We start from the raw sequence: 19,828 nt of genomic DNA on the forward strand, positions 1-19,828 counted from the left end.
CTTAACCCAGGCCAGCTTAATGCAGCGTCAGCACCAGTTCCCACGGCATATATATCAGGTTAAAAATCACCATGCCGCACAGGGAAAACAGCGTCAGCAGCATGCCATATTTGCGGCCTGCCATTGCGCTGCTGCGCAAACCCCAGGCGTGCAGCAGGCGACTGATAAAGAACAGCAGACCCGTGAGATGCACCATCCAGATATCGGCGCCGTTCATCTCCATCATTACCAGCAGGAACAGCGCCAGCGGAATGGTTTCGATGGCGTTGCCGTGAATGCGAATCGCCATTTTCAGGTCATGGTAGCCGCCATCGCCATACGCCACACGGTAGAATCGGCGATAGCGGACCACGTCCAGCGTGAATTTCATCACCAGTAATGCACCCATCACCACATATAACGCGCTAACCATTGCCACCCCTGCGACTGTCCATAATGCTTCTATTCTAACGGGCGTGCAGCCCGCTGTCCTGGGCAGGAATCAAAACAGTGACGTCTGCTGCGGCCAGTCCGGTCCGCTACCTATGCCGGGATCGATCTGTTGTAGCTGCGGCCAGAGCGCCTGCACCAGCGGAAAGACCTGGCCCATATCGGGCGTGTGCAGAAACAGCATGGCGTCGCCCTGTTGCTGCCAATCTGTCAGCTTGTCACGCCAGATCTGAAACAGCGGCACGCTCTCTTCCACGCTATCGCTGCCGATAAACCGCACCATCGGCTGTGAGCCGGTTCGCAGCGCATGAGGCGGCACCCGGGGTTTTTGCGCGCGGGCCACCAGCGCGGCCGGACTTTGCGAGGTAGAGGCGTGAACCGGACGGCTGTCGAGCATCACGCGATTGATGCCGCGCGCCAGCAGGCCGCGATTCAGCGCCCGTTCGGCATCCCCTTTAGCGAAGAAAGCGGGATGGCGGACTTCGACGCCATAGTGAAAACGGCGCGGCAGGCTGTCGAGAAAGCGCCACAGGTCGTCGAGCTGCGTCGGAGAGAAGCTGGCAGGCAGTTGCAGCCAGTACTGACCGATACGATCGGCCAGCGGCTCCATCAGGCGAAGGAAATCGGTCAGCAGGTCATCGCTGTGCTGCAGCGCCGCCTGATGGCTGATGGTATTGGGAAATTTAAAGCAGAAGCGAAACGCATCGTGCGTCATATCGCGCCAGCGCATCACCGTTTCCGGATTCGGCAGCGCATAGAGCGTGGTATTTCCCTCTACACAATGGAAATAGCGGGCATAGTCCGCCAGGCTTTCGATGCCCCAGCGTTTCCAGTGTGAATGCTGCCACTGGGGCAGGCCAATACGAAGTGTCACGCGCGCTCCTGGCTGCAGATTAAGATACCCCATTATCCGCTATGGTCAGGCTGGGGGGCAAATGCACACAGGAAATCGGCGCTTTGGCGCGGATCTGCTTATCCTGTCTGGCTTTTTCCATTATAATGACCGCCATTTTTGCGACAGCATCGCAACAGGTAACGCGGCCGGATGCTGTCAGATGCAGCGGCGAAGTTAAAAGGATAGTGTTATGCGTACAGAATATTGCGGACAGCTCAATCTGTCTCATGTGGGTCAGCAAGTCACGCTTTGCGGCTGGGTAAACCGCCGTCGCGATCTGGGCAGTTTGATTTTTATCGATATGCGCGACCGTGAAGGCATCGTGCAGGTGTTTTTTGATCCCGATCGCCAGGACGCATTTAAGCTGGCTTCTGAACTGCGTAACGAATTCTGTATCCAGATCACCGGTACCGTGCGTGCGCGTGATGAGAAGAACAAAAACAGCGACATGGCGACCGGTGAAGTGGAAGTGTTTGCCCAGGCTCTGACCATTATTAACCGCTCTGAGCCACTGCCGCTGGACTCGAATCAGACCAACAGCGAAGAAGCGCGCCTGAAGTACCGCTATCTGGATCTGCGCCGCCCTGAGATGGTGACGCGTCTGAAAACCCGCGCAAAAATCACCAGCTTCGTTCGTCGCTTTATGGATGACGCAGGTTTCCTGGATATCGAAACCCCGATGCTCACCAAAGCGACGCCGGAAGGCGCGCGTGACTATCTGGTGCCAAGCCGGGTACATAAAGGCAAATTCTATGCGCTGCCGCAGTCACCTCAGCTGTTTAAACAGCTGCTGATGATGTCCGGTTTTGACCGCTACTATCAGATCGTTAAATGCTTCCGCGACGAAGATTTACGTGCCGATCGCCAGCCAGAATTTACCCAGATCGATGTGGAAACCTCCTTTATGACCGCACCACAGGTGCGTGAAATCATGGAGCGTTTAATCCGCAATCTGTGGCAGGACGTGCAGGGCGTTGATCTCGGCGAGTTCCCGCAGATGACCTTTGCAGAGGCGATGCATCGCTACGGTTCTGATAAACCGGATCTGCGTAACCCGATGGAGCTGGTGGATGTCGGCGACCTGCTGAAAAACGTGGAGTTCCAGGTCTTCTCTGGCCCGGCTAATGATGAAAAGGGCCGTGTTGCCGCGCTGCGCGTACCGACCGGCGCACAGCTGAGCCGTAAGCAGATTGATGAATATGGCAAGTTCGTGGAGATTTACGGCGCCAAAGGTCTGGCGTGGATGAAGGTTAACGTCCGTGCTGACGGCCTGGAAGGCGTGCAGAGCCCGGTTGCCAAATTCCTGAATGCAGAGATCGTAGAAGGCATTCTGAGCCGCACCGGCGCTCAGGATGGCGACATTATCTTCTTTGGTGCCGATCGCGCCAAAGTAGTCGCGGATGCACTGGGTGCGCTGCGCCTGAAAGTGGGCCGCGAGCTGAACATCACTGATGAGAAAGCCTGGGCACCGCTGTGGGTGATCGACTTCCCGATGTTCGAAGAGGACGAAGAGGGCGGTCTGGCTGCGATGCACCATCCGTTCACGGCGCCAAAAGAGATGAGCGCAGAAGAGCTGGCCGCCGATCCAACCCGTGCCGTGGCGAATGCCTACGACATGGTGATCAACGGTTACGAAGTGGGCGGCGGTTCAGTGCGTATCCACAACGGCAAAATGCAGCAGACGGTGTTCAGCATTCTGGGTATCGAAGAGCATGAGCAGCGTGAGAAGTTTGGCTTCCTGCTGGATGCGCTGAAGTTCGGTACCCCACCGCATGCGGGCCTGGCCTTTGGTCTGGATCGTCTGACCATGCTGCTGACCGGCACCGATAATATTCGTGACGTCATTGCGTTCCCGAAAACCACGGCGGCCGCCTGCATGATGACCGAAGCGCCAAGCGAAGCTAATCCGGCTTCCCTGCTGGAGCTCGGCATTCAGGTCGTTAAAAAAGAAAAGCCTGAGAATAAATAATGGGCTATAAACACCCGGTTTCAGTGCTGGTCGTCATTTCGGCGCGCGATACTGGCCGGGTGTTGATGCTGCAGCGGCGTGACGATCCCACGTTCTGGCAGTCGGTCACCGGCAGCCTGGAGGCAGGAGAGTCACCGCTGGCGACCGCGTGTCGTGAAGTGAATGAGGAAATCGGCATCGACGTGCTGGCCGAGCGGCTGGAGGTGGAGGATTGTCAGCGTCAGATCGACTTTGAAATCTTTCCCCATTTCCGCCATCGCTACGCCCCTGATGTCACTCATAATCACGAGCACTGGTTTCGCCTGCAACTGCCAACGGAGCGCGATGTGATGCTCACCGAGCATCTGGCGTTTCGCTGGCTGGCACCCGCTGACGCTGCAGCATTAACCCGATCATGGAGTAACCGCCAGGCAATTGAAGAATTTATCTGAATGCTCGCCATCGCCCGGTATTCCGGCGGCGGATAGATTAAATTTTATGAATCTGGTGAGTTTTAACAGGACTTCACCAACATATTGAACAGTCAGGCGTAATCGGCACCGTGAGGTTGTTCACCGCCCGCGCGACGTCGTCAGCGTACGCTTGTACGTGAGGATGCTTCGCGACGCTCGCCCTCGGGGCATTCAGGTTGTCAGTCACCTGTATGCGTACGGACGGTAAACAGGCTCGCAAGCAGGATAGCCTGCACCCTGTAAAAGATCGGAGAAAATTTAAAATGGCAGGACACAGTAAGTGGGCAAACACCAAACACCGTAAAGCGGCGCAGGATGCCAAGCGCGGCAAAATCTTCACCAAAATCATTCGTGAGCTGGTGACGGCGGCCAAGCTGGGCGGCGGCGATCCGGGCTCAAACCCGCGCCTGCGTGCAGCGATGGATAAAGCGCTGGCGAACAATATGACGCGTGACACCATGGATCGCGCTATTGCGCGCGGTGTAGGCGGCGATGACAATGCCAACATGGAAACCATCATCTATGAAGGCTACGGTCCTGGCGGCTCGGCCATCATGATTGAATGCCTGAGTGACAACCGTAACCGTACCGTGGGCGAAGTGCGTCACGCCTTCACCAAAACCGGCGGGAATCTGGGCACCGACGGCTCCGTGGCTTACCTGTTCAACAAAAAAGGCGTGATCTCCTATGCGCCGGGTCAGGATGAAGATGCGGTGATGGAAGCGGCTCTGGAAGCGGGCGCAGAAGATGTGGTCAGCTATGACGACGGCGCGATTGATGTCTTCACCGCATGGGAAGAGATGGGCACGGTGCGTGATGCACTGGAAGCGCTCGGCCTGAAAGCGGACACTGCAGAAGTGGCAATGATCCCGACCACCAAAGCAGAGATGGATGCGGAAACCGCACCTAAACTGCTGCGTCTGATCGACATGCTGGAAGATTGCGACGATGTGCAGGAGGTCTATCACAACGGTGAAATCTCCGACGAGGTAGCGGAAACGCTGTAATGGCGTCTACCGTAATTACTTTAACCAAAGAGGCGTAATGTCGATTATCCTGGGTATCGATCCCGGCTCACGCATCACCGGTTATGGTGTTATTCGTCAGACTGGCCGCCAGCTCACTTATCTGGGCAGCGGCTGTATCCGCACTAATACCACCGAGTTGCCCGCCCGTCTGAAGCTGATTTATGCGGGCGTCTGTGAAATCATTACGCAGTTTTCACCCGACTTCTTCGCCATTGAACAGGTGTTTATGGCGAAGAATGCAGACTCCGCACTGAAGCTCGGCCAGGCGCGTGGTGCCGCGATTGTTGCCGCGGTAAACCACGATCTGCCGGTGTTTGAGTATGCCGCCCGTCAGGTAAAACAGACCGTGGTTGGCATCGGCAGCGCCGAGAAAAGTCAGGTGCAGCACATGGTGCGAACCCTGCTGAAGCTACCGGCGAACCCGCAGGCGGATGCCGCCGATGCGCTGGCGATTGCCATTACGCACTGTCATGTGGCTCAGAATGCGGCTCGCATGAGTGACAGTAAGCTGGTGCTGACGCGCGGACGGTTACGCTCAGGTTAGCCGTCATCGCTCAGGCCGCACTCACAGGCTGGATATTCATCCAGCCTTTTTTATGTTATAAAATCCGCCACATTCGTTAGTTAAGGAAGCGTTCAGGTGATAGGTCGTTTACGGGGCAATATTCTGGAAAAGCAGCCGCCACTGGTGCTGCTTGAGGCACACGGCGTCGGCTATGAAATTTATATGCCCATGACCTGTTTTTATGAGTTGCCTGAACTTCAGCACGAAGCGGTGATTTTTACCCACTTTGTGGTGCGTGAAGATGCTCAGCTGCTGTTTGGTTTTAACAGCAAGCAGGAGCGCGCGCTGTTTCGCGAACTGATTAAAGTGAATGGCGTCGGACCTAAGCTGGCGCTGGCGATCCTCTCCGGCATGTCGGCGCAGCAGTTTGTGACCGCTGTCGAGAAAGAGGAGATCGCGTCACTGGTGAAACTGCCAGGCGTGGGCAAAAAGACGGCTGAGCGTCTGGTGGTCGAAATGAAGGACCGCTTCAAAGGAATGCACGGCGACCTGTTTGGCGGCGATTCTGCGTTTACGCTGACCACGCCGAGCGCCGAGCCGGAAACCAATGATGCGGAATCCGAAGCGGTTGCAGCGCTGGTATCACTGGGTTATAAACCGCAGGAAGCGAGCCGTATGATCAGTAAAGTCGGTCGACCGGATGCGGATTGCGAAACCCTGATCCGCGAAGCGCTACGCGCCGCCATTTGAGGTAAGTCATGATAGAAGCCGACCGCCTGATCTCCGCTGCCAGTATCAGCGAAGAAGAGGTTATTGACCGCGCTATTCGCCCGAAGATGCTGACCGAGTATGTCGGTCAGCCGCAGGTGCGTGAGCAGATGGAGATTTTCATCAAGGCAGCGCAACTGCGCGGCGATGCGCTCGATCATCTGCTGATCTTCGGTCCGCCGGGACTGGGTAAAACCACCCTGGCGAACATCGTGGCCAACGAGATGGGCGTTAATCTTCGCACTACTTCAGGTCCGGTGCTGGAAAAGGCGGGCGACCTGGCGGCGATGCTGACCAACCTTGAACCGCATGACGTCCTGTTTATCGATGAAATCCATCGCCTCTCACCGGTGGTGGAAGAGATACTCTACCCGGCGATGGAAGATTATCAGCTGGATATCATGATCGGCGAAGGCCCGGCTGCGCGCTCAATCAAGCTCGATCTGCCGCCGTTTACCCTGATTGGCGCCACTACGCGTGCTGGCTCGCTGACCTCGCCGCTGCGCGATCGTTTTGGCATTGTGCAGCGGCTTGAGTTCTACCAGGTTAAAGATTTGCAGCACATCGTGGGCCGCAGCGCCGCCTGTCTGGGTCTGGCGCTGAGTGACGAAGGGGCGTTAGAGATCGCCCGTCGCGCCCGCGGCACACCGCGTATCGCCAACCGCCTGCTGCGCCGCGTTCGTGACTTCGCCGAAGTGCGGGCAAATGGTGACCTGAGCGGTGAAGTCTCCTGCAGCGCGCTGGATATGCTTAACGTAGACAGCGAAGGGTTCGATTATATGGACCGTAAACTGCTGCTGGCGATCATCGACAAATTTATGGGTGGGCCGGTGGGGCTGGATAACCTGGCTGCTGCCATTGGTGAAGAGCGCGAAACCATCGAAGATGTGATTGAACCCTTCCTGATTCAGCAGGGCTTCATTCAGCGCACACCGCGTGGCCGGATGGCCACGCAGCACGCTTATCGTCACTTCGGCATTACGCGCGAAGAGTAATTAGACTGCTGGTTTCCGGACCATACTGAAAATAAACAGGATGGCGGCGCAGAGCACCACTGACGGCCCGGCAGGGGTGTCGTAGAAGGCGGAGAAGGTCAGGCCGCCGGTGACGGCAATCACCCCGATGACTACGGCGACGGCCGCCATGCCTTCCGGTGAACGCACAAAGCGACGAGCGGTCGCAGCGGGGATAATCAGCAGTGAGGTGATAATCAGCGCACCCACGAACTTCATTGCCACTCCGATAGTCAGTGCCGTGACCAGCATCAGGATCAGACGGGTACGCTGGATATTGACGCCGTCCACCTGGGCCAGTTCCGGGCTGATGGTCATCGACAGCAGCGACCGCCACTGCCACGCCATCACCAGCAGCACGATCACCACGCCGCCACCCATCATCCAGAGGTCGTCTGGCGTCACCGCCAGCAGATCGCCAAACAGATAAGCCATCAGATCGACGCGAACGTTCTTCATCAGGCTGACCACCACCAGGCCCAGCGACAGCGCGCTGTGCGCCATAATCCCCAGCAGGGTATCGATAGCCAGATGTGGACGACGCTCCAGCCAGACCAGTCCCAGCGCCAGGCAGACCGTAACCAGAATCACCGCGTAGTAAGGATTCACGTTAAACAGCAGGCCAAATGCCACGCCAAGCAGAGAGGCATGCGCCAGGGTATCGCCGAAATAGGACATCTTGCGCCAGACAACAAACGATCCCAGCGGACCGGCAGCCAGCGCTAACATCACACCGCCTATCCAGCCCGGTAATAACAACTCAATCATGATGGACCCTGTCCTTTGCGTAAAACGATACGTCCCTGAAGGTCGTGACGGTGATTATGATGATGACGATAAATCGCCAGCTCCTCCGCGCCGCGCGGACCAAACATGGCGATAAATTCCGGATGCTGCGATACCGCTTCCGGGGTGCCGGAACAACAGATGTGATGGTTAAGGCAGAGCACTTCGTCGGTTTTGGCCATCACCAGATGCAGATCGTGGGAGACCATGAGTACGCCGCAGTTCAGTTCAACACGTAACTGATTGATAAGGTCATAGAGTGACACCTGACCATTCACATCCACACCCTGAGTAGGCTCATCGAGTACCAGCAATTGAGGCTGATTCAGCAGAGCGCGCGCCAGCAGCACACGCTGGGTTTCACCACCGGAAAGCTTTTGCAGCGGGGCGTTGAGCAGGTGACCCGCCTGCACGCGTTTCAGTGCCGGCAGGATCTCGGCGTTTTTGCTGCCACGGGTCAGACGCATAAAGCGTTCAACCGTCACCGGCAGGGTCGGGTCGATGTGCAGCTTCTGTGGCACATAGCCAATTCGCAGTCCAGGATCACGCTTAACGCTACCGGTGGTGGGAGCGAGCAGTCCCAGCACCACACGCACCAGCGTTGATTTTCCGGCACCGTTAGGACCCAGCAGGGTGAGGATGCGGCCAGGCTGCAGTGCCAGGCTGACACCGGATAACACATTGCGCTGGTTAAACTTTATCGAAACATTATCGAGTGTGACAAGTGAGGTCATAGTATTTACAGGTTGCACAGAATTTCGAATGTTATAATATCACATTCCACCTCATGGTCACGATGGAATGACGCAATATGTTACATAATAAAAAGGGCGCAATTTTCGCCTTAACTGCTTTCTCCGTTACAGCTTCGTTAACCCTTCCAGCTCAGGCGAATGTCGTGGCTTCACTCAAACCGGTAGGGTTTATCGCTGCGGCCATTGCCGATGGTGTCACACCGGTTGATGTTCTGCTACCGGACGGTGCCTCTGAACACGACTATTCCCTGCGGCCCTCAGATGCAAAACGCTTAAAAAACGCGGACTTAGTTGTATGGGTCGGGCCTGAAATGGAAGCCTTTATGGCGAAGTCTGCGGCTGAACTTCCGGCCCAAAAAAACCTCGCGATGGTGAACATCGACGGGGTAAAACCGTTATTGATTAGCGGTGGTGAAGATGAAGATGAACACACAGCGGAAAAATCCGAAGAACAGGAGGCCGATGCCCATCACCATCATCACGGCGAGTTTAATATGCACCTGTGGTTGTCGCCAGAGATTGCGCGCAAGACCGCGGTTGCAATCCATGGAAAATTATTGGAACTTATGCCGCAAGATAAAGCCAAACTTGACGCCAACCTCCAGCAGTTTGAGGTAGCTTTGGCGGACACGGACAAACGCGTTAGCGCACAACTCGCTCCGGTCAGAAATAAAGGATATTTCGTTTTTCACGACGCTTACACGTACTTTGAAAAACAATACGGTCTCTCGCCCACCGGGCACTTTACCGTCAATCCTGAAATTCAACCGGGCGCTCAGCGTTTACATCAGATACGAACACAGTTGGTTGAGCAAAAGGCGGTCTGCGTCTTTGCTGAGCCACAATTCAGGCCAGCAGTCATCGATGCTGTCGCCCGCGGAACGCAGGTGCGTAAAGGCACGCTCGATCCCCTGGGAACAGACATCAGCTTAGCCAAAGACAGCTATGTGAAATTCCTCTCACAACTGTCGAGCCAGTATGAAAGCTGCCTGAATGGAGCATGAGGAATAGGTAAAAGTGCAGCAGATAGCCCGCTCTGTCGCCCTCGCATTTAATAATTTGCCGCGCCCCCACCGCGTAATGCTGGGTTCTTTAACTGTAGTCACTCTGGCCGTCGCTGTCTGGCGGCCTTACGTTTATCATCCTTCGGATGATGTGACGCCCATCGTCAAAAACATCGAACTGGATAAGAACACGTTCCGCACGCTGTTGCCGGAAGCCAGTGAGCCTATCGATCAGAGCACACCGGAACCGGAAGAAGAATTGCCTGCGGACGATGTGGACACCGACGTGCCCGAAACGGCCGGTGTTCACGACTACACCGTTTCATCCGGCGATACCCTGAGCAGTGCCCTGAATCAGTATGGCATCGACATCAGTGACATTAATGCGCTGGTGATGAGCGACCGCGATCTGCGTAATCTGCAGGTTGGTCAGCAGCTGAGCTGGACGCTGGATGATGATGGCGGCCTGAAAACCCTGAGCTGGGAAATTTCCCGCCGTGAAACCCGCACCTATGAGCGCACCCCTAAAGGTGGCTTTAAGATGGATGCGGAGATGCAGAAGGGTGAATGGCGCAACAGCGTGATGCAGGGCGAAGTGCGCGGTAGTTTTGCCGCCAGCGCCCAGCGTGCCGGACTGAGCAGTGCCGAAGCCAGCGCCGTGATCAAAGCGCTGCAGTGGCAGATGGACTTCCGTAAGCTGCGTGCGGGTGACCAGTTCAGCGTACTGATGTCACGCGAAATGCTGGATGGCAAGAGTGCGCAAAGCCAGTTGCTGGGTGTGCGCCTGCGCAGCGGGGGTAAAGACTATTACGCTTTCCGCGCCGAAGATGGCAAGTTCTACGATCGCAGCGGCTCCGGTCTGGCGCGCGGCTTTATGCGCTTCCCGACGGTTAAGCAGTATCGTGTCTCCTCTAACTTTAATCCGCGTCGTCTCAACCCGGTTACCGGCCGCATAGCGCCTCATAAAGGCGTCGACTTTGCGCTGCCGATCGGTACGCCGGTGCTGGCAGTGGGTGATGGTGAAATAGTGGTGGCGAAGAACGGCGGTGCCGCGGGTAACTACGTCGCCATTCGTCATGGCCGTCAGTATATGACGCGCTATATGCACATGAAGAAAGTGCTGGTGAAGCCAGGTCAGAAAGTGAAGCGTGGCGACCGTATTGGACTGTCAGGCAACACCGGACGATCTACCGGGCCGCATCTGCATTTCGAAATCTGGATCAATAATCAGGCGGTCAACCCATTAACGGCGAAACTGCCGCGGATGGAAGGCCTGACCGGTAAAGATCGCAGCGATTACATGGCACAGGTTAAATCCTGGTTGCCTCAGCTGGGTCTGAAGTAAGCGAATTTCGTCAAATCGCGCAAAAACCGACGGGTTTCCCGTCGGTTTTTTGCTATATGGCGCAGGATGATTGCAAATTTTCAGGTCGTCACTATCATTAGCCGGTCATTGCTTGAGGCGAGTGCATGGAAACCCGTAAAAAAAATAACACTGAATTTATTCCCGTTTTTGAACGTTCTTTTCTCAAACCTAAATACTGGGGCAGCTGGCTGGCGATTGGTGGTCTGGCCGCGATGGCGATGCTACCGCCGAAAGTGCGCGATCCGCTGCTGGGTCGGTTAGGCAAATTCGCCGGTAAGCTGGCAAAGGGTGCACGGCGCCGTGCGCTGATTAACCTCTATTACTGTCTGCCGGAACTCAGCGAGGCGCAGCGTGCGACGCTGGTCGATGAGATGTTTGCGACGGCACCGCAGGCGATGGCAATGATGACCGAGCTGGTGCTGCGCGATCCGGCACGTATCCGTGAACGTGTAGAGTGGCATGGTCGTGAAATTATCGACCAGATGAAAGCGGAGCAGCAGAATGTGATTTTCCTGGTGCCGCACGGCTGGGCGGTGGATATCCCCGCCATGCTGCTGGCGTCAGAAGGTCAAAAGATGGCGGCGATGTTCCATAACCAGAGCGATCCGCTGATGGACTATGCCTGGAATACAGCACGCCGGGGTTATGGCGGACGACTCCATGCCCGCAACGACGGTATCAAACCCTTTATCAGTTCAATCCGCCAGGGTTACTGGGGCTACTACCTGCCCGATCAGGATCATGGTCCGGAGCAGAGTGAGTTCGTCGATTTCTTTGCCACCTATAAAGCGACACTGCCTGCGGTAGGGCGACTGATGAAAGTGTGCCGCGCGCGCGTGGTGCCGCTGTTCCCGGTTTATAACAGCAAAACGCATAAGCTTGAGATTTATGTGCGTCCACCGATGGACGATCTGCTGGAAGCCGACGATCACCAGCTGGCTCGCCAGATGAATGCAGAAGTGGAAGTGTTTGTCCGCCCGCATCCCGAGCAGTACACCTGGATCCTCAAGCTGCTGAAGACCCGTAAAGAGGGTGACATCGAGCCCTATTCGCGCAAAGATCTCTATCCGCGCAAATAGCAAAAAGGCCGCGAAAGCGGCCTTTTCTGATCACTTAATCATTGGCTACAGGCTTATGCTCCCGTCGCTTTGAGCTTCTGAGCTGCCTGCTCAGGGCAAACCTGTAGCTGCGCTGCCTGTTTATAATGCCTCCAGCCTGCTGCGACGTTTACGCTCGCGCATAAACAGGATCACCAGGCCAAACCAGAGCACGCCGCTGATAAAGTTAACCAGGCAGAACCACAGCGTGCCGCCGCTGAAGTAGCCGCTTTTCGCCAGCTCAATTCCCACCGCCAGCGTCATAATACTGATCATCCCCAGCATCGCTGCCACGCTGCCTTTGCCTTCGTTGCTGGCGTAAAGCGTCAGGCGATACAGTCCGGCATTGACCATGCCCGCGCCAAAGGCGTAGAGACTCAGACCAGCGGTTATCAGCAGATAACCGTGGCTGTTCATCAGGCTCGCCACCAGCGCCAGACTCAGACCAATCAGAATCGGCCAGGCGGCGAACTTCACCGGCTGTTCAATCGGCACGCGTCCCGCCAGCTTACTCAGCGTCAGGTTACCGGCGATCATCGCCAGAAACACCGGCAGCTGCAGCAGGGCGTACTGCATACGCGACAGACCTTCGTCGTGCATCAGGATCACCGGCGAAAGGGCAACCCAGGTGAGGATCGGGATAAACACCAGCCCGATAGCGAAGGAACCAAACATCACCAGCCGGTCTTTCATCAGCCGGCCATAGTTGCGCGCCAGATTGAGCAGGGCGATGGAGTGACTGCGGTCACCAGCGGTTTCGGGCATCACACGCCACAGCACCACAAAGGCGACCAGGCTGCAGGCGGCAAACAGCCAGAACATGCTGCGCCAGCTGCCAATGGTGAGCCAGGCTGCACCGGCAAGCGGACCCGCCAGCGGAGCCAGCAGCGCCACGTTGGCCATCAGCGCCATCATGCGCACCGCCAGCGCCTCATCAAAAGCTTCCTGAATCGCGGCATAGCCGACCGCGCCGATAAAGCAGAGGCTGATGCCCTGAATAAAGCGCAGGCTGACAAATTCTTCAATCGAGCTGACCCAGTGCATCAGCATGCAGGCGACGGCAAAAAACAGGATGCCGAAGAGCATCACCGGTCGCCGGCCAAACTTATCAGAGAGAGGACCCAACAGCCATTGCAGCACCACGCCGCCAATCAGGTAGGCGGTCAGGGAGGTGGAGACCCATTCAGGGCCGACGGAAAATTCGCTGGTGACGATCAGCATGCCAGGCTGGATCATGTCATGAGCAATATAGGTGGCAAACTCGAACAGCACTAACGCCAGAGGAAAGAGTAAAATTCGGCCGGTAAGCTGGCTGATGGGGTGGAAACGGGCCATCTGGCCTCCTTGTCAGAAAAGAAAACGCGACTGGCAGGCAGTCGCGTCGTTTATTCTACACCGACAATGTAAACCCGGGCTCAATTAATCCACGCGCAGCACACGTGTGGTATTGGTGGTGCCGGTGGCGCCCATCACATCGCCCTGCGTCACAATGACCAGATCGCCAGAGACCAGGAAGCCTTTGTCGCGCAGCAGGTTAACCGCATCGTGTGCGGCAGCCACACCGTCGTTATTGCTGTCGAAGAACACCGGCGTTACGCCGCGATAGAGCGCGGTGAGATTCAGCGTGCGTTCATGGCGTGACATGGCAAAAATCGGCAGTCCTGAGGTGATACGTGAGGTCATCAGCGGGGTACGGCCCGACTCGGTCATGGTGATGATCGCGGTAACACCCTGCAGGTGGTTCGCGGCGTACATGGATGACATAGCAATCGCTTCTTCGACATTGTCGAACTGCACGTCCAGACGATGCTTGGAGACGTTGACGCTCGGGATCTTCTCTGCGCCCAGGCAGACCTTCGCCATCGCTGAGACAGTTTCAGCCGGATACTGACCCGCTGCGGTTTCCGCAGAGAGCATCACGGCATCGGTGCCATCCAGCACGGCGTTCGCCACGTCCATCACTTCTGCGCGGGTCGGCATCGGGTTAGTGATCATCGACTCCATCATCTGGGTCGCGGTAATGATGGTGCGGTTAAGCTGGCGGGCACGACGAATCAATGCTTTCTGAATGCCGACCAGTTCCGGATCGCCAATCTCAACGCCCAGATCGCCACGCGCTACCATCACCACATCAGAGGCCAGAATGATGTCATCCATCGCTTCCTGGCTGGCGACCGCTTCGGCACGTTCCACTTTTGCGACCAGTTTGGCGTCACAACCCGCTTCGCGCGCCAGACGACGTGCCAGATTCATATCTTCACCACAGCGTGGGAAAGAGACGGCCAGATAGTCGACGCGGATTTTGGCGGCAGTGATGATATCCGCTTTATCTTTTTCGGTCAGGGCTTCAGCTGAGAGTCCGCCGCCCAGTTTGTTGATGCCTTTGTTGTTCGACAGCGGGCCACCCACGGTGACTTCGGTAAACACCTTCATGTCCTGAACTTCCAGCACTTTCAGCTGCACGCGACCATCATCCAGCAGCAGGATATCACCCGGCACCACATCTGCCGGCAGGCCTTTGTAGTCGATCCCGACGCGCTCTTTATCGCCTTCGCCTTTACCCAGATTGGCATCCAGCAGGAAGCGGTCGCCGATATTCAGGAAAACTTTGCCTTCTTTGAAGGTTGAAACACGAATTTTTGGACCCTGGAGGTCACCGAGGATGGCCACGTGGCGACCCAGTTTTGCGGCAATCTCGCGCACTTTATCGGCACGGATCTGGTGATCTTCTGGCGTGCCGTGAGAGAAGTTGAGTCGTACAACGTTCGCGCCGGCAGCGATGATTTTTTCTAAATTATTATCACGATCGGTGGCCGGGCCGAGGGTTGTAACGATTTTGGTTCTTCTGAGACGTCTTGACATCGAGGACTCCGTAAACATTTAAGCGTGCCCTGGTCTGTGGACACAGCATGGTTATCTATTCTATATGATCGACGGGTTGTGATACGACTCACATTGTAAATGTGATGTTAATTTTTTTGCTGATCATCCTTTTCCCGAATGGTGTGCTTTTCGTAACGCGACGCTTTCAACGCCTCTTTCACGCGTTTCAGGTTTTCCCGGAAGGGCGCACCCCGTTCCAGGGTGAAACCGGTCGCCAACACATCGATCACGGTCAACTGCGCCAGGCGCGATACCATCGGCAAATAGATATCCGTATCTTCCGGTACATCAAGCACTAAAGCTATCGCTGCTTCATGGGCAAGGGGAGAATCGGCAGAGGTGATGGCTATAACGGTGGAACCGTTTACACGGGCCAGGCGAGCCAGTTCTACCATATTTTTTGTGCGTCCAGTATGCGAAATGAGAACAAAAACGTCACCGGCTCGACTATTTATGCAACTCATGCGCTGGATCACAATATCGTCTGACCAGATGACCGGAAGATTAAAGCGCAGAAATTTGGTAAAGGCGTCATGCGCCACCACAGCGGAAGCACCCAGCCCGAAAAAGGCGAGTTTGTCAGCCTGAGTAAGCAGGGTGACGGCCTGCTGCAGTTGGGCGCTATCCAGCTGATCCCGTACCCGCTGCAGCCCTGCCAGCGCCGAGTCAAAGATTTTGTGGCTGTAGTTCTCCACACTGTCATCGTCCTCCACGCCCCGGCTGACCCAGTTGCTGCTTTTCACCAGGCTCTGCGCCAGTTGCAGCTTAAAGTCGGGAAAGCCGCGCGCGCCCAGTCGATGACAGAAGCGATTCACCGTGGGTTCGCTGACGCACGCTTCGCGCGCCAGGGTCGCAATGCTGGAGTGCATCGCCGCCTGCGGCGCAGCCAGAATCTGCCGGGCGACTTTCTGTTCCGCATTGCTGAGCGCGGCAAACTGCGCGTCAATTTTTTCCAGCATATTCATAAGCCGATGACCATAATCACTTTTACCAATTTCAATTATCCCTGTCGTCAGAGTCGATTAACAGAGACTATATCGTGTCAGCACCTGCCAGGCGCAACGGCGGACAAGTCGATTGCCCTTTTTTTTTGGGATACTTTGACCGGTGCCTGATTTTCCTGACACCAACAGACACAGAAAAAACCGGCAATCCGCACGTGTCATCACACGCGCTTAGTACATCCGGTACAGAGTTAATGCGGTTAACCCGGCGAGTCGGTTTACCTGGCGCGGGGAAAAAAGTACATTGTGCTCAAAGAAAATAATAACCTGGACCCGGTGGCAGAGGATGCATCACCACCGGACTATCCTGCAACGAGGAGAGGAAAATGGCGGTAACACAAACAGCCCAGGCATGCGATCTGGTGATTTTCGGTGCCAAAGGCGATCTTGCACGCCGTAAACTGTTGCCTTCACTGTACCAGTTAGAGAAAGCGGGGCAGATCCACGAGGAAACCCGCATTATTGGTGTCGGCCGTGCCGAGTGGGATAAAGCGGAATACACCAAAGTGGTACGTGAAGCGCTGGAAACCTTCATGAAGGAGAAGATTGACGAAGCGCTGTGGGACAAACTCAGCAATCGTCTCGACTTCTGCAACCTCGATGTCAACGACACCACGCACTTCCCGAAACTGGGCAAGATGCTGGACCAGAAAAATCGCACCACCATCAACTACTTCGCCATGCCACCCAGCACCTTTGGCGCCATCTGCCAGGGGCTCGGCACCGCGAAGCTGAATGCTAAACCGGCGCGCGTAGTGATGGAGAAGCCGCTGGGCACCTCACTGGAAACCTCGCAGGAGATCAACGACAGCGTTGGTGAGTACTTTGATGAGAGCCAGGTGTTCCGTATTGACCACTATCTTGGCAAAGAGACCGTGCTTAACCTGCTGGCGCTGCGCTTTGCTAACTCTATCTTCGTGAATAACTGGGATAACCGCACCATTGACCACGTCCAGATTACCGTGGCCGAAGAAGTGGGTATCGAAGGCCGCTGGGGTTACTTCGATAAAGCGGGCCAGATGCGCGACATGATCCAGAACCACCTGCTGCAGATTCTGACCATGATCGCCATGTCGCCGCCGTCCGATCTCAGCGCCGACAGCATCCGTGACGAAAAAGTTAAAGTGCTGCGCTCGCTGCGCCGCATCGATCAGACCAACGTGCGTGAGAAAACCGTTCGCGGCCAGTACACCGCCGGCTTTGTGCAGGGCAAAAAAGTGCCTGGCTACCTGGAAGAAGAGGGTGCCAATAAGTCGAGCGCCACAGAGACCTTCGTGGCAATACGTGTCGATATCGACAACTGGCGCTGGGCGGGCGTGCCGTTCTACCTGCGCACCGGTAAGCGTTTGCCGACCAAGTGTTCAGAAGTCGTGGTCTACTTCAAAAACCCGGAAATGAACCTGTTTAAAGACTCCTACTCAGAGCTGCCGCAGAACAAGCTGACGATTCGTCTGCAGCCGGACGAAGGGGTGGATATCGAGATCCTGAACAAAGTGCCAGGCCTTGATCACAAGCACAAACTGCAGACCACCAAGCTGGATCTGAGCTACTCCGAGACCTTTAACCAGTCGCACCTTGCCGATGCTTACGAGCGTCTGCTGCTGGAGAGCATGCGCGGTATCCAGGCGCTGTTTGTGCGTCGCGATGAAGTGGAAGCCGCATGGACCTATGTCGATTCCATTATCGACGCCTGGGCTGCGGATGGTGACTCTTCCAAGCCTTATCAGGCGGGCACCTGGGGCCCGGTGGCTTCAGTGGCAATGATTACCCGCGATGGCCGCTCGTGGAACGAGTTCGAATAACGGAAGTGATGATGAAGCCCGCAACGCGGGCTTTTTTTTCGCCCTTAATCCGGGCCAGTCAACACGAATAAAATTGAACTGCCGTTTCAAAATGGTCGCAGGATGATAGACGCTCAGGAAGCTGATCATGTATGGTAGTGACGCAATTTACAGGGCAGGAGCCGATGCTCCATGACCGGGTCGCAATCCCGGTGTTATCAAGCAAGGGGAACTGATGAAAAACTGGAAAACGAGTGCAGAACAGATTCTGACCACCGGACCTGTGGTGCCGGTCATCGTTGTGAACAAACTGGAACACGCCGTGCCGATGGCAAAAGCGCTGGTGGCAGGCGGTGTCAGAGTGCTGGAAGTGACGCTGCGCACGCCAGTGGCGATGGATGCCTTACGTGCGATGATCAAAGAAGTGCCGGATGCGATCGTTGGTGCGGGAACGGTGATTAATCCGCAGCAGTTACAGGAAGTGACCGATGCCGGTGCGCAGTTTGTGATCAGTCCTGGCGTCACCGAGTCGCTGCTGAAAGCGGCGGTTGAAGGGCCGGTACCGTTGATTCCCGGCATCAGCACCGTTTCTGAGCTAATGACCGGTATGGACTACGGTCTGCGCGAGTTCAAGTTTTTCCCGGCAGAAGCGAACGGCGGCGTTAAAGCGCTGCAGGCGATTGGCGGCCCCTTCCCGCAGGTGCGATTCTGCCCGACCGGCGGCATCTCTCCGGCGAACTACCGTGACTATCTGGCGCTGAAAAGCGTGCTGTGCATCGGCGGTTCCTGGCTGGTGCCCAACGACGCGCTGGAAGCGGGCGACTGGGATCGCATCACCCGCCTGGCACGCGAAGCTGTTGAAGGCGCGAAGTAAGTTATGGCGGTGAGCGTCTGCTCACCGCACACGTTTATCCCTGAACCGTGACCGCTGCTGCGCTGGCAACGGCACGCGCAATCGCCTGATCGGTGCTGTCACCGCTGGCGAGCGCCACGCCCAGACGACGCTGACCGCTGATTTCCGGCTTGCCGAACAGGCGCAGTTGCAGACCGGCACCCAGCGCCGCTTCGACATTCACAAACTGCACATTCTGGCTGGTGAGTTGCGGCAGAATAACGGCGGACGCTGACGGACCATACTGGCGAATCGCGCCAATCGGCAGACCGAGAAACGCCCGCACGTGCAGCGCAAACTCTGACAGATCCTGCGAAATCAGCGTCACCATGCCGGTGTCGTGAGGACGCGGCGAAACTTCGCTGAATACCACCTCATCACCGCAGACAAACAGCTCAACGCCAAACAAGCCATAGCCACCCAGCGCCTTAATCACCTGCGCGGCAACCTCCTGCGCCCGCTGCAGCGCCACATCACTCATCTGCTGCGGCTGCCAGGATTCACGATAATCGCCATCCTCCTGACGGTGACCAATCGGCGCACAGAAATGAATGCCATCGACTGCGCTGATGGTGAGCAGGGTGATCTCGAAATCGAAGTCGACAACCCCTTCGACGATGACGCGTCCGGCACCCGCGCGGCCACCCTGTTGCGCATAGTCCCAGGCGTTATCGAGCTGGCTGGCATCGCGGATAAAGCTCTGGCCTTTGCCGGATGAACTCATCACCGGCTTCACAATGCAGGGAAAGCCGATTTCGGTAGCCGCCTCATCAAAGCGCGCCTTGCTGTCGGCAAAGCGATAGCGGGAGGTCGGCAGAGAGAGCTCTTCAGCCGCCAGCCGACGAATGCCTTCGCGGTTCATGGTCAGCCGCGCGGCACGGGCAGTCGGTACCACGCGCTGGCCTTGCTGCTCCAGCTCAACCAGTGTCTCCGTGGCGATAGCTTCGATTTCCGGTACGACAAAATCAGGCTTCTCTTCAGCAATCAGCGCAGCCAGTGCCGCGCCATCCAGCATGTTAATCACATGGCTGCGATGGGCGACGTGCATCGCCGGGGCATCGGCGTAACGATCAACCGCGATCACTTCCACACCCAGACGCTGACACTCCAGCGCCACCTCTTTACCCAGTTCACCTGAACCCAATAGCATCACACGCGTTGCTGCCGGACGCAGCGCTGTTCCGAGAGTCGTCATACATTC

19 protein-coding genes are annotated in these 19,828 nt (G+C 56.5%); 11 read left to right on the forward strand and 8 right to left on the reverse strand.

Annotation, left to right across the window (positions count from 1 at the left end; translation table 11 throughout):
* Positions 1-16: 16 nt before the first annotated feature.
* Together ACXKZD_RS08070 and ACXKZD_RS08075 are read right to left on the reverse strand one after the other, a co-directional pair.
* Positions 17-412: an MAPEG family protein gene (locus ACXKZD_RS08070; RefSeq protein ID WP_010258617.1), complete on the reverse strand. Its 396-nt coding sequence runs from the start codon at positions 410-412 to the stop codon at positions 17-19.
* A 69-nt stretch (positions 413-481) separates the two neighbouring features.
* Positions 482-1,303 carry a DUF72 domain-containing protein gene (locus ACXKZD_RS08075; RefSeq protein ID WP_061703863.1) on the reverse strand — a complete coding sequence of 274 codons (822 nt, stop codon included), beginning with the start codon at positions 1,301-1,303 and terminating at the stop codon, positions 482-484.
* Positions 1,304-1,514: 211 nt separating this feature from the next.
* Here ACXKZD_RS08075 and aspS point away from each other — a divergent pair, with 211 nt between their 5' ends.
* The 6 genes from aspS to ruvB all read left to right on the forward strand — a co-directional run bounded on the left by aspS (position 1,515) and on the right by ruvB (position 7,041).
* Positions 1,515-3,293 carry an aspartate--tRNA ligase gene (aspS, locus tag ACXKZD_RS08080; RefSeq protein ID WP_010670804.1) on the forward strand — a complete coding sequence of 593 codons (1,779 nt, stop codon included), beginning with the start codon at positions 1,515-1,517 and terminating at the stop codon, positions 3,291-3,293.
* Positions 3,293-3,724 (forward strand): dihydroneopterin triphosphate diphosphatase, encoded by a 432-nt coding sequence (gene nudB / locus ACXKZD_RS08085; protein WP_010258628.1) that lies wholly within the window; start codon positions 3,293-3,295, stop codon positions 3,722-3,724. Before aspS ends, nudB begins: the two co-directional genes overlap by 1 nt.
* A gap of 284 nt (positions 3,725-4,008) precedes the next feature.
* Positions 4,009-4,752, forward strand: coding sequence for a YebC/PmpR family DNA-binding transcriptional regulator (locus tag ACXKZD_RS08090; protein WP_010258633.1), 744 nt, complete (start codon positions 4,009-4,011; stop codon positions 4,750-4,752).
* 37 nt (positions 4,753-4,789) lie between these two features.
* The gene (ruvC, locus tag ACXKZD_RS08095) at positions 4,790-5,317 is read left to right on the forward strand and encodes a crossover junction endodeoxyribonuclease RuvC (RefSeq protein ID WP_003849205.1); all 528 of its coding nucleotides are present in this window, start codon (positions 4,790-4,792) and stop codon (positions 5,315-5,317) included.
* A gap of 96 nt (positions 5,318-5,413) precedes the next feature.
* A complete protein-coding gene (gene ruvA, locus ACXKZD_RS08100) occupies positions 5,414-6,028 on the forward strand; it encodes a Holliday junction branch migration protein RuvA (protein WP_003849207.1) in 615 nt (204 codons plus the stop codon).
* An 8-nt stretch (positions 6,029-6,036) separates the two neighbouring features.
* Positions 6,037-7,041, forward strand: coding sequence for a Holliday junction branch migration DNA helicase RuvB (gene ruvB, locus ACXKZD_RS08105; protein WP_010258640.1), 1,005 nt, complete (start codon positions 6,037-6,039; stop codon positions 7,039-7,041).
* Here the strand turns inward: ruvB and znuB are convergent, their stop codons facing one another.
* Together znuB and znuC are read right to left on the reverse strand one after the other, a co-directional pair.
* A complete protein-coding gene (gene znuB, locus ACXKZD_RS08110) occupies positions 7,042-7,827 on the reverse strand; it encodes a zinc ABC transporter permease subunit ZnuB (RefSeq protein WP_010258643.1) in 786 nt (261 codons plus the stop codon).
* On the reverse strand, positions 7,824-8,579 hold the full coding sequence (gene znuC, locus ACXKZD_RS08115; protein WP_022625516.1) for a zinc ABC transporter ATP-binding protein ZnuC: 756 nt from the start codon (positions 8,577-8,579) through the stop codon (positions 7,824-7,826). Before znuC ends, znuB begins: the two co-directional genes overlap by 4 nt.
* Positions 8,580-8,656: 77 nt before the next feature.
* Here znuC and znuA point away from each other — a divergent pair, with 77 nt between their 5' ends.
* The 3 genes from znuA to lpxM all read left to right on the forward strand — a co-directional run bounded on the left by znuA (position 8,657) and on the right by lpxM (position 12,049).
* Positions 8,657-9,604 carry a zinc ABC transporter substrate-binding protein ZnuA gene (znuA, locus tag ACXKZD_RS08120; RefSeq protein ID WP_033757918.1) on the forward strand — a complete coding sequence of 316 codons (948 nt, stop codon included), beginning with the start codon at positions 8,657-8,659 and terminating at the stop codon, positions 9,602-9,604.
* 13 nt (positions 9,605-9,617) lie between these two features.
* Positions 9,618-10,949, forward strand: a complete 1,332-nt coding sequence (mepM, locus tag ACXKZD_RS08125; protein WP_010258653.1) for a murein DD-endopeptidase MepM — start codon at positions 9,618-9,620, stop codon at positions 10,947-10,949.
* Positions 10,950-11,074: 125 nt separating this feature from the next.
* Positions 11,075-12,049: a lauroyl-Kdo(2)-lipid IV(A) myristoyltransferase gene (gene lpxM / locus ACXKZD_RS08130; RefSeq protein ID WP_022625518.1), complete on the forward strand. Its 975-nt coding sequence runs from the start codon at positions 11,075-11,077 to the stop codon at positions 12,047-12,049.
* Between the two features lie 120 nt (positions 12,050-12,169).
* On the opposite strand, the gene ACXKZD_RS08135 is transcribed toward lpxM, so the two are convergent.
* The 3 genes from ACXKZD_RS08135 to ACXKZD_RS08145 all read right to left on the reverse strand — a co-directional run bounded on the left by ACXKZD_RS08135 (position 12,170) and on the right by ACXKZD_RS08145 (position 15,915).
* Positions 12,170-13,402, reverse strand: a complete 1,233-nt coding sequence (locus ACXKZD_RS08135; protein ID WP_033757916.1) for an MFS transporter — start codon at positions 13,400-13,402, stop codon at positions 12,170-12,172.
* A gap of 84 nt (positions 13,403-13,486) precedes the next feature.
* On the reverse strand, positions 13,487-14,929 hold the full coding sequence (gene pyk / locus ACXKZD_RS08140; RefSeq protein WP_033757915.1) for a pyruvate kinase: 1,443 nt from the start codon (positions 14,927-14,929) through the stop codon (positions 13,487-13,489).
* A gap of 107 nt (positions 14,930-15,036) precedes the next feature.
* Positions 15,037-15,915, reverse strand: coding sequence for a MurR/RpiR family transcriptional regulator (locus tag ACXKZD_RS08145; protein WP_167430293.1), 879 nt, complete (start codon positions 15,913-15,915; stop codon positions 15,037-15,039).
* Between the two features lie 365 nt (positions 15,916-16,280).
* On the opposite strand from ACXKZD_RS08145, the gene zwf reads away from it, so the two are divergent.
* Together zwf and ACXKZD_RS08155 are read left to right on the forward strand one after the other, a co-directional pair.
* Positions 16,281-17,756 carry a glucose-6-phosphate dehydrogenase gene (gene zwf / locus ACXKZD_RS08150; RefSeq protein ID WP_010258671.1) on the forward strand — a complete coding sequence of 492 codons (1,476 nt, stop codon included), beginning with the start codon at positions 16,281-16,283 and terminating at the stop codon, positions 17,754-17,756.
* Positions 17,757-17,970: 214 nt separating this feature from the next.
* Positions 17,971-18,609: a bifunctional 4-hydroxy-2-oxoglutarate aldolase/2-dehydro-3-deoxy-phosphogluconate aldolase gene (locus ACXKZD_RS08155; protein WP_010258674.1), complete on the forward strand. Its 639-nt coding sequence runs from the start codon at positions 17,971-17,973 to the stop codon at positions 18,607-18,609.
* Positions 18,610-18,643: 34 nt separating this feature from the next.
* On the opposite strand, the gene purT is transcribed toward ACXKZD_RS08155, so the two are convergent.
* Positions 18,644-19,822: a formate-dependent phosphoribosylglycinamide formyltransferase gene (purT, locus tag ACXKZD_RS08160; protein ID WP_488981986.1), complete on the reverse strand. Its 1,179-nt coding sequence runs from the start codon at positions 19,820-19,822 to the stop codon at positions 18,644-18,646.
* Positions 19,823-19,828 lie beyond the last annotated feature (6 nt).

This window comes from Pantoea sp. ABR1s (assembly GCF_057812235.1).